Annotated in this window: 16 protein-coding genes; 7 read left to right on the top strand and 9 right to left on the bottom strand. The window is 60.7% G+C overall.

Translation table 11 applies throughout. From position 1 onward, the window contains the following. Positions 1-20: 20 nt before the first annotated feature. The 4 genes from KUF59_RS12960 to KUF59_RS12945 all read right to left on the bottom strand — a co-directional run bounded on the left by KUF59_RS12960 (position 21) and on the right by KUF59_RS12945 (position 2,236). A complete protein-coding gene (locus tag KUF59_RS12960) occupies positions 21-287 on the bottom strand; it encodes a hypothetical protein (protein WP_258769544.1) in 267 nt (88 codons plus the stop codon). A gap of 91 nt (positions 288-378) precedes the next feature. Then, on the bottom strand, positions 379-594 hold the full coding sequence (locus KUF59_RS12955; RefSeq protein WP_258769543.1) for a hypothetical protein: 216 nt from the start codon (positions 592-594) through the stop codon (positions 379-381). A 228-nt stretch (positions 595-822) separates the two neighbouring features. After that, positions 823-945 carry a hypothetical protein gene (locus KUF59_RS12950; protein WP_258769541.1) on the bottom strand — a complete coding sequence of 41 codons (123 nt, stop codon included), beginning with the start codon at positions 943-945 and terminating at the stop codon, positions 823-825. A 373-nt stretch (positions 946-1,318) separates the two neighbouring features. Next, the gene (locus KUF59_RS12945; protein ID WP_258769539.1) at positions 1,319-2,236 is read right to left on the bottom strand and encodes a TIGR02391 family protein; all 918 of its coding nucleotides are present in this window, start codon (positions 2,234-2,236) and stop codon (positions 1,319-1,321) included. Positions 2,237-2,464: 228 nt separating this feature from the next. On the opposite strand from KUF59_RS12945, the gene KUF59_RS12940 reads away from it, so the two are divergent. Further along, positions 2,465-2,878: a hypothetical protein gene (locus KUF59_RS12940; protein WP_212457063.1), complete on the top strand. Its 414-nt coding sequence runs from the start codon at positions 2,465-2,467 to the stop codon at positions 2,876-2,878. Between the two features lie 36 nt (positions 2,879-2,914). On the opposite strand, the gene KUF59_RS12935 is transcribed toward KUF59_RS12940, so the two are convergent. Further along, a complete protein-coding gene (locus KUF59_RS12935; protein ID WP_258769538.1) occupies positions 2,915-3,790 on the bottom strand; it encodes a metallophosphoesterase in 876 nt (291 codons plus the stop codon). 221 nt (positions 3,791-4,011) lie between these two features. Here KUF59_RS12935 and KUF59_RS12930 point away from each other — a divergent pair, with 221 nt between their 5' ends. Beyond that, a complete protein-coding gene (locus KUF59_RS12930; RefSeq protein WP_258769537.1) occupies positions 4,012-4,293 on the top strand; it encodes a hypothetical protein in 282 nt (93 codons plus the stop codon). On the opposite strand, the gene KUF59_RS12925 is transcribed toward KUF59_RS12930, so the two are convergent. Next, positions 4,259-4,777 (bottom strand): hypothetical protein, encoded by a 519-nt coding sequence (locus KUF59_RS12925; protein ID WP_258769536.1) that lies wholly within the window; start codon positions 4,775-4,777, stop codon positions 4,259-4,261. The two genes, KUF59_RS12930 and KUF59_RS12925, sit on opposite strands and share 35 nt — an antisense overlap. 146 nt (positions 4,778-4,923) lie before the next feature. Here KUF59_RS12925 and KUF59_RS12920 point away from each other — a divergent pair, with 146 nt between their 5' ends. From KUF59_RS12920 to KUF59_RS12900, 5 genes are all read left to right on the top strand, one after another. Then, the gene (locus KUF59_RS12920; RefSeq protein ID WP_212457067.1) at positions 4,924-5,094 is read left to right on the top strand and encodes a hypothetical protein; all 171 of its coding nucleotides are present in this window, start codon (positions 4,924-4,926) and stop codon (positions 5,092-5,094) included. Between the two features lie 8 nt (positions 5,095-5,102). Further along, positions 5,103-5,477, top strand: a complete 375-nt coding sequence (locus KUF59_RS12915; RefSeq protein WP_212457068.1) for a hypothetical protein — start codon at positions 5,103-5,105, stop codon at positions 5,475-5,477. Between the two features lie 425 nt (positions 5,478-5,902). Then, on the top strand, positions 5,903-7,216 hold the full coding sequence (locus KUF59_RS12910; protein WP_212457069.1) for a DUF4365 domain-containing protein: 1,314 nt from the start codon (positions 5,903-5,905) through the stop codon (positions 7,214-7,216). Beyond that, entirely contained in the window at positions 7,203-8,702 is a 1,500-nt protein-coding gene (locus KUF59_RS12905) for an argonaute/piwi family protein (protein ID WP_212457070.1), read from the top strand. The genes KUF59_RS12910 and KUF59_RS12905 overlap by 14 nt, the downstream gene beginning before the upstream one ends. A 16-nt stretch (positions 8,703-8,718) precedes the next feature. Next, on the top strand, positions 8,719-9,558 hold the full coding sequence (locus KUF59_RS12900) for a hypothetical protein (protein WP_212457071.1): 840 nt from the start codon (positions 8,719-8,721) through the stop codon (positions 9,556-9,558). A 338-nt stretch (positions 9,559-9,896) separates the two neighbouring features. Here KUF59_RS12900 and KUF59_RS12895 read toward each other — a convergent pair whose 3' ends face one another. The 3 genes from KUF59_RS12895 to ppa all read right to left on the bottom strand — a co-directional run bounded on the left by KUF59_RS12895 (position 9,897) and on the right by ppa (position 13,455). Next, positions 9,897-12,011 (bottom strand): hypothetical protein, encoded by a 2,115-nt coding sequence (locus tag KUF59_RS12895; RefSeq protein WP_258769535.1) that lies wholly within the window; start codon positions 12,009-12,011, stop codon positions 9,897-9,899. Positions 12,012-12,276: 265 nt separating this feature from the next. Then, positions 12,277-12,903, bottom strand: coding sequence for an adenylate kinase (locus tag KUF59_RS12890; protein ID WP_212457073.1), 627 nt, complete (start codon positions 12,901-12,903; stop codon positions 12,277-12,279). Positions 12,904-12,915: 12 nt separating this feature from the next. Then, the gene (ppa, locus tag KUF59_RS12885; protein ID WP_212457074.1) at positions 12,916-13,455 is read right to left on the bottom strand and encodes an inorganic diphosphatase; all 540 of its coding nucleotides are present in this window, start codon (positions 13,453-13,455) and stop codon (positions 12,916-12,918) included. Positions 13,456-13,462: the final 7 nt, after the last annotated feature.

Below are 13,462 nucleotides of genomic sequence, written 5' to 3'. Positions count from 1 at the left end.
TGAGGTCGATGTCGGTGCGGTCAGGCGGCGACGAAGTCACCGCCGTAGGGAACGATCACGCATTTCTTGCGGATCGCCGGAGCCATGAACTTCTCCGCGTTGCGCAAGGCCGCGGCGGCGCGTTCGATGGTCTCGAACCCGTCGGCTCGGTCGATGTCCGATGTCATTACGGTGTTCCGGAGCCAATAGGACTGTCCGCCGTTTTCGATGCGGACGACGTACACCTGCTCCTCCATGGTCATCTCTACGCCGTCGACGAATTCGGTGATCTTATTCAGAATCGGCACCCTAAACCTCCTCCGCGCCGACATGGCGCTTCTACGGCCCCGAGCCCGGGGGCCGCGAGGCCGCCGGGGCGTGACGCCGATGTGTTTGCCGTTAGGCGACGGCGAGATCCTGACGGGCGAACCACTCGAAGATCAGCGGCGCCATCGTGTGGGGCGTCGCGTCCTCCGGCAGGTCGTAGGCGTATTCGTAGAAGTCGCAGGCCCAGGCATAGGCGTCGCGGCCGTGTGGGTGGGGCTCGGCGCCCCAGGCGTTGAGCTGGTAAGTCATCGCATTGTTGATCCAGCTTTCCAGACTGATCGTCGCCATCTGTCTCTCCTGTCGTCTTCGTATTGACACAACGTCTACAATCCGAGCGATACGCAAAGCACAATCGGATTCACGCGCGCGTGAATCAACACGCGCTCTGACGACTTAGCTGCCCTTAGAAGGTTAATTGTCCGATATATCCGCAAAGCAGCGCGATTGGCCTAAAATGAACGATATATCGGACATCCCGGCCGATCGTCGTCCACAGAATCCACAGCCTGTTGACGGCTACTTGATGCTGAAATTCCAGTTTCCGGCGCGGCGGACGTTGCCTTGCGCTTCGACGCGTTCCGTGACGGTCATGTCGCAGCGCATCTGCGGCGCGTTCGTATCGATGCGGTTGGTCGTCACGGCGTCTATCGCCGGCCGGTTGGCACTCCAGCGGCAGGGCTTTGCGGCGGCGGGCGCAGCGATGAGGATGGCGATGAGTGCGATGATGTTTTCATGGTGCCTCCGCCCCGCTTCCGTGCAGGGAAGCCGCGCGCGACGTAACTGGCCAGTTCTATTTGTCAGACCCGCAGATCAGGCGAAAGCGCGATGAGGAAGGATTAGACAGCATATCACGACAAATGGTCGACGAAGGCCACCGCGGACGACCGGGCTCTGCTCGACGCCGATCTCATGGGACGGGAGATCAGAGCTCGGCGCTACAGACATAAGAAGAAGGCCCTGCATGATGCAGGGCCTTCTTCCGTAAACCTATCGCGCGCCTTCAGATCCCAAACTAGAGTCTAGCCACCATCCGGAGGAGCTGATCGGCGAGGCTGATGATGTTCAGAACTTCGCGCGAATCTTCGAGCTTGATGCCGCTCTGCGCAGCCGGCCTGCGGAAGAGATGGTACGCGCTGACGAACAGGTCGCACATCATGGACCTCTCCTTTTGATCGGCAGCTCGCATCAGCGGACCAGTCGGGCCAAACGCTGACTTCAGGAGATCTTCTCCCGACTTGTTAGCGAGCGACGGATCCTTCTCGCGAACGCGAGCCGTCACTTCCGTGAAGGCGCGATTGACGGCGACGCTGTAGTCGCCGCGGATGAAGGCCGGCTTGACCTTCGTCACAAGGTCAGCATCGAGCCCGCTGGGAAAGATCACTTCCCGCTGCAAGGCGTCGAAGCCCTTCACCATCGTGGCCTTCCGGTCCTTCCCGATCATGAAAGATTCCTGTCCGTTGACGTCGCCTGGATGAACAATGAAACCCTGCAACGCCATCCAGTGCCACGCCTCCGTGAAAGCATCGGCGATCTTCCCCGGCATGACCCGTTGCATGAAGTCGAACCAGTGGCGCACAGCATCGGGCTCGGTATTGAAGTATTTCAACAGGTGCTTACCCAAGTGCTCGGGCTCCATTGCAAGGAGCACGTCATGAGGCGGGAACTTTTGCATGAAGGCCCGGATCTCAGGCGGCCACGGCGGCCGGTCCAGGTTCAGGTGATCAAGATCCGCACCACGCGCTCGCATCTTGAGCAAGGACAGAAGAAGTCTGGGCTTCGTGTCCGGGTGCACGCGCGCCTCGTCGCCGGTTTCGAGCGCCTTGCGGATAACCTCCAGCATGCGCAGGTTGGCTGCCGCAGCTACGACCACGCCATTCTCGATGACCTCCACCCGTCCCGGCGTCAGTGTTTCGTCTTCAACGTACTTCATTTGCTTCCTTCTCGACGTCACGTTTTTTGAATGGATCCGACGGCTTGCCGCCGATTGACTTGCCTAGGGCGCGAGCCCTCCGTCCGGCTCGCGCTCTACCTCAACCTCTGCAGGCGTCGGCGTCGCGGCAAGTCGTGCCTGGATCTCCGGCAGCGACACAGGCCGAAGATTCCAGCAGTCAACTCCGACATCGCAGGATTTAGTATTTCCCGGTAAGCGTCCGTGGGAATGTCCGAACGCGTGGATGGACTTGTCAAAGGCCGGCCAAACCCGCATTGCGTAGTGGCAGCAAGTTACCGTGGCTTCGCCGAGGTTGACGACCATGATCTGCTTCGGCACCGCAGCCCAGGGGAGCGCCAACGTTTCCGCGGAATCGTGATTTCCAACGACCAAGAAATGCTGCCCGTTCAATCGTTGCAGGATCGCTCGCATTCGAGAACTGTCGCACCTGAAAGCGAAGTCACCAACATGGATCACTCTGTCCCTTGGACCGACAATCGCGTTGTGCATGTCGATAAGGTGCGCGTCGTGGCGGTTGACGTCCGCGAATTGCTCACCGGTTCGCGGATCAATCCGATTGGTGTGCTTGATGATAGCCGCATGGCCATAATGTTCATCAGCGGTGAAGAAAGTACGCACTGATCGGCCTTTTTCGTCCGTCGACTTCCACGCCATCCGTTAGATCCTCTTGCTCGGCGACATGGCCGGTTCGATGTCAAGGAGAAGGTGCGGATCGAACGCTGGATTTTCGCGCGTGCCGCGCGGTCCGGGATAGCCGCGCGGGTTGCAGAGCACGCGCGTGCCACCAATCACGTGGTCGCAGCTCTTGTGGACGTGCCCGTGCAGCCAGAACTGCGGCGCGTTCGGGCCGTTCATCAGAGCCTCGATATCCGTGCTGCCGTAGAGCCACGAATGGGCGCCGGCCTCCACGCTCGACGCCGGGCCGAAATGCGAAATGCAGACGGAAATTCCCTCGAACGGCTGCTTGAGCGTTCGTTCGAAAAAGTTGAAGGACTCCTGGTGCATGCGCAACGTGTCGGAAGGCGTCAGGCGGTGCCGGCTGTTGCCGGCGCCGAGGCGGATCTCGCGATAGTCATTATGCCGGTCGCGCTGCGCCCACGGCTCGCCGTCCGGCAAGCGGCCGTTCTGCGAGAAATACATCGCCATCCGCCGGCTCCAGCCTGGCGGCAAAACCGAGTAGTCGGTCCAGAGCGTGGCGCCGATGAAGCGGACTCGTTCGGCGTCCAGGTGCAGAACGTCATTCTGGAGAAGATCGAATCCGATGCTCTGCGCAATCTCGCGACCGCGCTGCATCTGATCCTCATAGAACGTGTGCTCCTCGCCGGAGCCGCGATAAAAGTCGTGATTACCGGGAACGTAGATGCAGCGCTGCACGCCGCCGCAGAGGTTATCAGCGATCCAGTGAAGCCCGCTCGTCATAGGGTTCGTCGTGTCGCCGATCACGATGAGCACGTCAGCTTCGACACGCGGCGGATCACGCCACATGTTGCCTTCGATGTCGATATGCAGGTCGGACATCACAATCAGACGCATTACCCGGCCTTGGCCCCCTAAACTGATGCTGAGCGTAGGCGCTCCCCGTCACAGAGTTGAAGAGGATTCAACCCACTTCATGAGGGTGCGCGCTCGTCGACCTCCGAAAACCGAGACGCATCAATTTTGACGCATCGCTCGGACGATAGCTTAATCTTTGTGTGCCACTATTGTCAATATCAGATACACACTCTTTTATGTCGATCCTTTGGAGGCAAGCCATGTCCGACAGCCACACGGCGTTCAATCCGTCCACTTTCAACTCGGCCATGCTCGGTGGAACTAGCCTCGTCGCAGCGGCGATGGTGTCTACCCTTCAGGCAGCCGCAACGCGCAACGCGAACGGCTGGGAACACTGGTCGCGCTCGCAGCTCGAGCGCGCCCTTGAACTTTCCGAAGCTTTGCGGCAGCGCGAGCATGCCCGCGTTGTCGTACTTGAGCGCGAATTGATGCAGCTCAAGCAAGTCTTCAGGAAGCGCGGCGCAGCGGGGGCGCGCAAATAGCTTCCTGAAAAGGCTCCGAGGCCGGATCCATCAATTCCGGCCTCGGAGACCAGCTCTCAATCGGGTCCAGCCGCTGCACTCTTCGCAGCCCGGGCAGCGTATAGAGGCCACGAGCGTGCGCTTCGATAGCCACTTTGTCGGCCGAGAGCAGCGCCTCCACCTCTTCGGCTGTCAACCCGACCATCCATTGCTTTAGGCTCCGCGGAAGCCCAATCGGGATCGCGGCGGGTTGGTTGACGCTGAGAGATTCTGCGGCCCAGGACCAGATCGCGTCGGCGACCTTTTTCCAGTTCGATTCCTGCTCTTTGGCCTGCGCCAACTCCTCCTCAAGATCGGTAACCAGCGGACTGTCTTCGGCAGGTGGCGGCAAGGCCGCCTCTCCCAGCAGCGCGCCGGCAAGGCGACCAGGCAATGAGATGAGCCTGCGCACGAACGAGAAACACGCCCGCATAACGCTTGAGATAAAGGCAATGAGCATCTTCACGTTGGATACCTCAGGTTACCAAGACCGCAGCAGAACACGACCACCGGCAAGAGGCAAAACGGCGTGGACAACCAGCTCCCAAAATTGACAGCTCTCGTGAAATGATACACATTGTGTACGTTAGTAGCAGTGGCGGAGTATGTGTAATGCCGAAGTCGAAGAAGCACAAGTCCTCTTTCGAGCGCCTGGAGGGGCAGCTCGAACTTTTCTACGACGACTACGTTCTGCGCCTCCTGGCGGCGCAGGCGCTGGCGAAGCGCTCGGGCGTTCCTGCTCCCAAGCCGCGCCGCCGCGCTAAGACGGCCATCAACGCCTAGGGTCGCCGGTGGCTGAACGCGACGATTGTGGCGGCGCCGCTTCCTCCGCGACCGAAGAAGCGGGGGTCGAGAATCCTCTCGCGCGAGTTTTTCGGCGTCGAGAGCCGTCCTGGCAGGAGCCCAAACGCGACAGGCGGGCCGAACCGGAGCATCCGCGCTGGCAGAACGACGTCTACTTTCGGTCAGGGGACGGCGTGCACAAGGCGCTCGCCATCATGATGGATTCGCCAGGCATGCAGCAGCGCATCCGCGATTGGTTGGTGGCGAATAACGACGAGCGCACCGTCACCGCCTGGATCCACGATCTGATCGATCGTGAGCTGCCGGATGAGGGCTGGGACTACCGCGACGGCTGGGATCCGAAAGTTCTTCAGAAGGGCTGATGGCCGACACCAGTGCTTCGGCATGATTGCAGCCCGCCACGTCGGCGGGCTTTTTCTGCCCGGCATGCGAAGGACAGCAACACCATCGTCCGGTCGGTCCGGATGCGTGACTTGATCGTGCGATCCTGCGAGGCGGCGGCCCGCAGCAACAATAGATTTAACAACAGCCCGATCACGATGTGCGCCGCAGCCCACCCGAAGCAGAAACAGTCGCGTCGGCGGCGCCCTCAGCGACGCGTTCATGCCGCCGGCACGGTCGTCGCCGGCAGCCGCAGACAGAGAGATCTGGATCATTCGTATCCTTGCAGGTGGCTGGCGGCATCGAAGCAAGGCGGCTTTTCTGTGGAGAGCCCAATCAGAGTATGGACTCATGTCCTCATGGTGAGTTTGCTATAGGGTTGCAATCTTCGACGAATCGGGCAGCGATGAAAAAGCTTTCTGAGCAGCAGATCATCGGCGAACGGGGTGTCCACCTTCTCGGTGGCCGCTTGCTCTCGGTCGGATTGAGCTTCCAGCCCAATGGTCCGCTGGATGCCGGAATCGACGGTTTCCTTGAGCTGAGAGATCCGCAGTCCGGAGAAGTACGAGCTCAATGGATTACGGCGCAGGTAAAGACGCAAAAGGAGGGGCGGTTTACCGAGGAGACTGATGAGAGCTTCAGCTATCTCTGCCGCCAGGAGGACCTCGACTATTGGCTCGGCTCGAATGTGCCGGTCGTGCTCTTCGTCGCCAGACTGAGCGACGAGCGCATCTTCTGGAAGGCCCTCCACAACTGGTTCGCTGACGCCGACCACAGGCGAAGGCGAAAAGTCGTCTTCGACAAGACCAAGGACGCCCTGAACGAGACAGCGCTGCCGGGGTTGGCCGCCACCGTCGCCAGCTTCTCCGCACCAGGACGAGTCGTCCCGTCCACCCGCATCGCCGAAGCCCTCAACAGCAACCTATTGAAGGTCTCCTTTCCAGCCAAGACGCACGTTGCGGAAACATCGTTGAGCTATTCTGAGGTCCGGGAGGCTTTGGTCGAACGCTATCAAAGCGTACCCGTCGATTGGATCCTTCGTGGCAAACGAATCTACAGCTTCCGCGACATCTCGATGCCGCCATTTCGCGACGTGATCGAGGAGGGTAGCGAGGAGACCGTTGATACTGTTGAGTGGAGCGAGTCGGATGGCGACGATACGCGCAGACTGTTCGTCGAGCTGCTGAACAAAACCCTCAGTGAAATGGTGCGCGAGCCGCTGGCGTACTGGCGGGGCGGCCGGTACTTGTTCTGGAAGCTTGGTAGGGGCAAGCGCAGCAGAGGCTATTCCTACCGTTCCTTCGAGAAGAACACGTCGCGTGACGTCGTAAAGTCCTACAAGCGCAAGGACGACGACAAGCCCTCCTACTTCCGGCATGACGCCTTCCACGCCAACTTCGTCCGGCTGGCCGGTGAGTGGTATCTGGCGGTCGAACCCACTTACCACTTCACGTCTGACGGCTATCACGAATCTCGCTACGCTTCGGAAAGGATGAGCGGCATCAAGCGGCTGGAGACGAACCAGAGCGTCCGCGGCCACATGGGCATGTGGACCGCCTTCCTGGTCCGCCAGCCAGATCTGCTGCGCGATGATCCGCTCGTCTTCACCACGGTACCGGCTCTCGGACTGGCGTTCGGTGTTCCGGACGATCTGTGGCGGGAGAACGAAGACGAGGACGAGAAGACGCGCATGGAGAAGGCACAGCTTGAGCTCCTTTGACCTCTCCCATCTTCCTGAACCGCTCCTTGAGTTCGCCGCCAACGGTCGGCACATCGACGTACGCTTTGGCCTCACGGACTATGGCCCCGTCGACTTCTCGACAGAGCGGACCAAGGAGATTCGCCTCGGCATCGTCGGCTCCTCGCAGACGATCGGAAAGCTTGGCGAGTGGCTGCGCCGCTGCGAAGCCGGGATCCCGGCGAAGAACAGTCGCCAGCCGAACCTTTTCCCCGGGTTCCCAGGTAGCACGATCCTGGGGCCGTTTCGTTGTAGCTTCGAGGTCGGCTCACGTCATGTCCGGACGCTATCTCAATCGTTAGTCTCGCGTATCGTGACGGAAAAGGACGACGACACCGCAGTGTCGCTGGCGGTCGAGGCCTTCACCAACGAGGTGAAGGATCTAGCCGAACAGGACCAGCCGCCCCAAGTGGTCATCTGCGCGTTGCCCGTGGAGATCATCGAACGGGTGAGCAATATGAGGAGCCAACCGCCCGACGACGACCCAGAGGAAGTTGCCGTCAACGAGATCGAGCCCGAGGACGCCCCCGCGGTCGACCGAGAGATCGAGAACTTCCGAGGCGCGCTGAAGGCAGCGACGCTGGCGCTGCGCATCCCGATCCAAATCGTATGGCCGACCACCTACGACAACGATGCCGTTGTAAGGAAAAAGCTCGCCGAATTGTCCACGCGGAAGGTGCAGGACGAGGCGACCCGCGCCTGGAACTTTTTCTGTGCGCTGTACTACAAGGCCGGTGGCACGCCGTGGCGCATGGTCCGCGACCAGCGGGAATATTCGGCCACCTTCATGGGCGTCAGCTTTTTCGAAGGGCTCGATGGCACGTCGCTGCAGACGAGTTCCGCGCAGCTATTCGACGAACGCGGCGAGGGACTGATTCTTAAGGGCGGGCCGGGCCTCAAGGACAAGACTGACCGGCAGCCTTACCTATCGGCGCTTGACGCCTTCAGCCTGACGCGCACGGCGCTGCAGAGCTACAAGAAGGAGCACGGCAACTATCCGGCGCGCCTTGTTGTTCACAAGACCTCACGCTTCCATCCGGAGGAGCGCGAAGGCTTCCAAAAGGCGATCGAACAGTCGGAGATCGAAATCGCCGATTTCATATGGATGCCGCGTCGTTCGCCAGTTCGCCTATTCCGTAACGGCGTCTATCCGCCTCTGCGGGGGACTGCGATGCGCCTCGACGACGCTCAGACCATCCTCTATACGCGCGGCAGCGTGGACTTCTTCAGGACCTATCCCGGCCTCTATGTTCCAAATCCGCTGGTGCTGCATGCGCAGCGCCGCGACACTCCGGATTGGAATCTCTTGCTGAAAGAGACGCTGGCGCTAACCAAGATGAATTGGAACGGGACGCAGTTCGATGGAGCGCTTCCGATCACGTTGAAAGCAGCGCGTCAGGTCGGCGACATCCTCAAATACGTTCCAGATGGTGTGACGCCGGACCCCCGGTATCGGTTCTACATGTGAGACCGGAGAAGCATCGATGCCCCGCATCGTCACCATTCCAACGGCAAGCGTCAGCGATGCTATGGCGGCCTATACGATCGGATTCGTCAAACTCGAGGTCCACAACCGCATCGAGGACGCGGTCGGCGCTGGCTCTGGAACGCTCGTCCGCGTTGGAAAGGTACACGGGATATTGACGGCCGCACACGTGCTGACACACCTGCCAGATGGCGGCGAGGTTGGTATCGTCGAATACAGAGGCCAAACCATCCACTACCGGAAGCGCACGATCGAGATGGCGAACACCATTAAGATCATGCTGCGCGGCGACGCCTTCGGGCCAGACGGCCCGGATCTCGGCTTCCTACGGCTCCCGGCCGATTCCGTCGGCTGGTTCGAAGCGATCGGCTCCTTCTACAACCTCCTGAAGCATCGCTCCGACGCGGCCGGACCCGCACCATCTCCGGATTCGACTGACGCAGTCGTCGGCATGATCGACGAGCGAACCAAGGACTTGCCGGCCGAGCGTCCCCGAGAGCGCAGGAAGGGCTTCGAAGCTCTGTTCTCGAACGGTACCATCTCGGGCGAGCGGGCCGTCGGCGGCTACGACCTGTTCGAATTCGCACCCACCGACTATCCCGACTTCAAGCTACCAGACGACTATCAGGGAACCAGCGGCGGCGCGGTCTGGAGGATCTATCTGAAGGTGAACGACGAGAAGCCGGAGATCGCAGGAGTTCGTCTTTGGGGCGTGCCGTACTACCAGACGACGAAAGAAGAAGGTCTCGTCCTTACCTGCCACGGCATGGCCGGCGTGTATGGAACTTTGCTGGATGCCGTCATCGCCAAGTGGCCGCACGACACGAAGGACACCTAGTCACCGCCCTCCTCGCCGGCTTGCTGCGTTAAAGCAGTTCGCGCGCGGCTTGCTGACATCAGTTCTCGGCGCCAGGCGGCGGCTTAGGTCTACTCGACTGCCCGGGTCTCGAAGTTTGCGTCCTTTTTCGCGGTTCGCGAGTGATGGGAAGCTAAGCCTTCTTCACTGCTCGTCGGGGGCTTCAGCCGATCGGCAGGCGAGGTCGTCAGCGCTGGCCCGGAGACGACCAAGCACCCGTGGCAGCCTACGAATACCGCTGGGACGCCCCTTCTCTCCGACGAGAGTGACTTCGTTAGAGGGCCAGTTCACTAGTGCCATGGCGCCGGCGTCCCTTCTGTCTAGTGCAAGCTGGCATCCACCAGAGCGTAGCGTTTAGCTATTCCTGACGTGCCGGAGGCGTAGAAGCGCACCGGGCCGGAGGCCATGAATTCGATAAGGCGTACGCCGGAGGGGGCCGGAGGCTTGCCCGGGTCCGACAACGATCGCTGGAGGCGTTGCAGACGTGACCGCCGGAGCTCTCGCACCCGGAAATGATCGATGAGGTCCGGATCCGATGACGCGTTGCGCCAGGATGACGGGATATGATCTATGCTTTCGGCCGTCTTGAGGGTCATGAGAGAGGGAGCGACCGGGGCTCCAGTTTCCTGGACCCCCTTAACCGCCGACTGGATTGACAGCATGGTCACCGCCTGGGTGAAGGCTGAAAACCAGTGCTTTTTCACACAGTTAAGGCTCAGGTTGGTCTTGTCGACGATCTCACCAAAGGTCGGCTCGCGGCGCTCGATGAGGGCCTCACGAATGGCCAAGGTCACCTTGGCCTGGTTGCGCCCGGCGACGCGCTTGGCGGCGTAGGCGCCGCCCTTGGCCTGACGGGCTGCCTTGTCGTCGGAAGCGCTCATCAGATGAGCACAGGCGCCGACGTAACGGTGCCCGTCCGCCTTGCGCGGATCAAAGTGCGCCACGGCCCACCGGCTGCAGCTCCGGATGAGCTTGGTCAGCGCCTCCCGCTGCTTCCAGTTCGGCTCCTGGAACTCGGCGGCGACCACGTCGGATACGACCTCGATCGTCGCGCGCAAGAACTCGGTCTCATCGCCGATACGAAAGCCGTTCAGATAGAGCGACATCGTCGTGCGGTTAGCAAGCTCCGCGACGTGGGTGAAGTACGTGTTCGACTGGTTCTTGTCGAAGTCCGCCTTGCGCAGCTCCTTCACGATCATCTCGCGGGCCGTCAGCTCCGGATCGTTCTCAAGCTCGATCTTCGCCTTCCGCATTCCCTCGACGTATTCGTTCAGCATGGGGAAGCTGGTGTCGTTGACGATCATACGCTCGCAATGGAGCGACAGGGGATTCTTACCGTGGAAAGGGTTCGCAAGGCCGCCGGCGTCGGCACCGAGCGCCTTGTTCAGGGTCGCGATCACGCTCCTCAGCAGGAGGTGCTGATCTTTGTCCTTCCAAACGGCATGCCCCTCCGGCAACACAAAGTAGACGTGCGGATTGAAGACGACACCGGGGTGCCGGTCGTCACGAATCCAGCAGGCGATATGCGGCAGGAATGGAAGCTGTCCGGAACGGTGGAGCTTCCGCAACCAGCGACGGAGCTCGCGGGCCGAGCGGAACGTTTTGTCCAGATCAACTCGCCACATGTCCTTGCAGCGCTCGCCCCAAAAGCAATAGACCTCGTCGAAGGCCACGATCTTGCGCCAGATCGGTTTGCAGCCGTATTTCGTCGGACCGGCCATCAGGAGGCCGGACGACGCGCACGGCGTGGCCGTCAGGAAACGACGGTACAACCAGTGTTCTTCGCTCGGCATGTCGTTGCTCTGGAAGCCGTCCTGCCAGTACTTGTCAGCGACCCAACCGCCCGGCCAGGTGTAGCCGCGGCCGAGGACGCGGTCTTCAGACGACTGGGCGTAGCGCCAGATCAGCTCATGCGGCTGCGCCTCCTTTAAACGTTCCTTGAATTTGTCGACGGTCTGTTCGGTGTAGTTGTAATAGAAGTCGCGCTCCCTCTTCGAAGCGACCTTCAGCTTCTCCGCCTCCGGCAGATCCCGCGACGCCCAAATGCGCTTTTCGATGTCGTCAGCTCGAGCAGCGTCGCGAAGGGCGCGCAGCCTCGCCTTCTCCTCGACGAGCGCCTGGATCTGCGCCTCGGTCAGCCCCTGCGCAAAGAGCTCCTGGCGCTGCCGCAACTTTCGCCCAGCCTTCGCATTGCGTTCCTCTACGCGCGCTTCGCTGCGCTCGTCAGATTTGAACTTATAGACTGCGCTGAACGCCGTGAACGGCGCATCGAAAATGGCGCCGCGGCTCTCGATGATCTCGCAGCCGACACGGCGCATCTTCTTGCCCGCCAGCTCCGCCGTCAGGCTCCCGGGGTCGGAGACGACGTAGGAGCCGACGGCAAAGCGCGCGCAAGGCAGCGTTGCACCTTCAATCTGAGCGGACGAAACCGACATCTAACCCCTTGAAAACCGCGGCATCCATCAAGTGGGTCAGGCGCTGCATCTGTCAATGTGGGGGATCTGCAAGGCTATTGAATTGCAAGGAAAACTTCCTGTCCTCTGTCTGACGATGCGAAGGCCCCACGCTTGTCAACCAAGACAGCTCAACACTTGATCGAATTCCGGGGAAAACGGGCACAGGTTTGTCCGATAACCCAGATTATCGGTCAAAGCCCCTCGCCCCACGGCCCTTTAAGAGAACGCAGCAAGAAAACTTCACCTAAGGCCCCGCGATCGACCTCGGCAACGTGTCGGCAGCCTGTTTGGTCCACTGAACCGCTTCGACAAGTGCTGCGGTCACACAGTCGACAGGCTGTGAGGCATCAACTGTTCTTAATAGCCCCTGGGTGACGTAGTATTCCGTCAGAGGCTTTGTTTGATTGGCGTAGGCTGTCAGGCGGACGCTGAGAGCTTCCTCATTGTCATCGGAACGCACCATTTCTCCGTTGGCTCTTGCCTGCAGGGCTCGCCCGAGTATCCGATCTAGCAGCGTATTTTCCTCGACAACGAGTTCAAGCACTCGATCGAGTTTCTGCGCCCTGGTCACAAGCACGTGGCTGAGGCTCTTTGCTTGGGCAACTGTGCGCGGAAATCCGTCCAGAATGAACCCGCGCGCCGCATCCGCTTGCGCAATACGTTCTGCGATCAGTTCCACCACCAACTCATCCGGCACCAAATCGCCGCGCTGCATGATGTCGGCTGCGTGTTGCCCGATTTCCGTTCCCGCCGCCACAGCCGACCGCAGCATGTCGCCGGTCGACAGTTGTGGAATCGCAAAAATCTGCGACAGCTTGTAGGCTTGCGTCCCCTTCCCGGCGCCCGGTGGGCCCAAGAGCACGAGTCTCATCTCACTCCTCCGTCAAAGAGATTTAGCGCGCGTCGCACGCGCGATCGCCGCTTCGATCAATGTGCGCGCCTCGTCGGCATGCCCCCATCCCGAAAGCCGCGACCATTTGCCGGGCTCGAGATCCTTGTAATGCAGGAAGAAGTGCTCGATCTGCTTGCACGTGATCTCGGGCAGATCGGTGTAGGTCTGCACGTGCTGATAGCGCTGGGTCAGGTGCGACGACGGCACGGCGATTATCTTTTCGTCACCGCCGCCGTCGTCCTCCATCTTCAAAACCCCGATCGGCCGCACGTTCATTACCGCACCGGGAATGATCGGGCGTGTGTTGGCGATCAGCACGTCGATGGGATCGCCGTCGTCGGACAAGGTCCGCGGCACAAAGCCGTAATTGCCGGGATAGCGCATCGGCGTGTACAGGAAACGGTCGACGAACAGGGTACCAGACGCCTTGTCCATCTCATACTTGATCGGCTCGCCGCCGAGGGGCACCTCGATGACAACATTGACGTCATCAGGCGGATTGTCACCGATGGCAATCGCGTCGATGTTCATGGGTGCC

Source organism: Bradyrhizobium arachidis, from assembly GCF_024758505.1.
Classification (GTDB): domain Bacteria; phylum Pseudomonadota; class Alphaproteobacteria; order Rhizobiales; family Xanthobacteraceae; genus Bradyrhizobium; species Bradyrhizobium manausense_C.
Note: the sequence above shows the minus strand (reverse complement) of the source record. Positions and strands in the feature narration are given on the sequence as shown.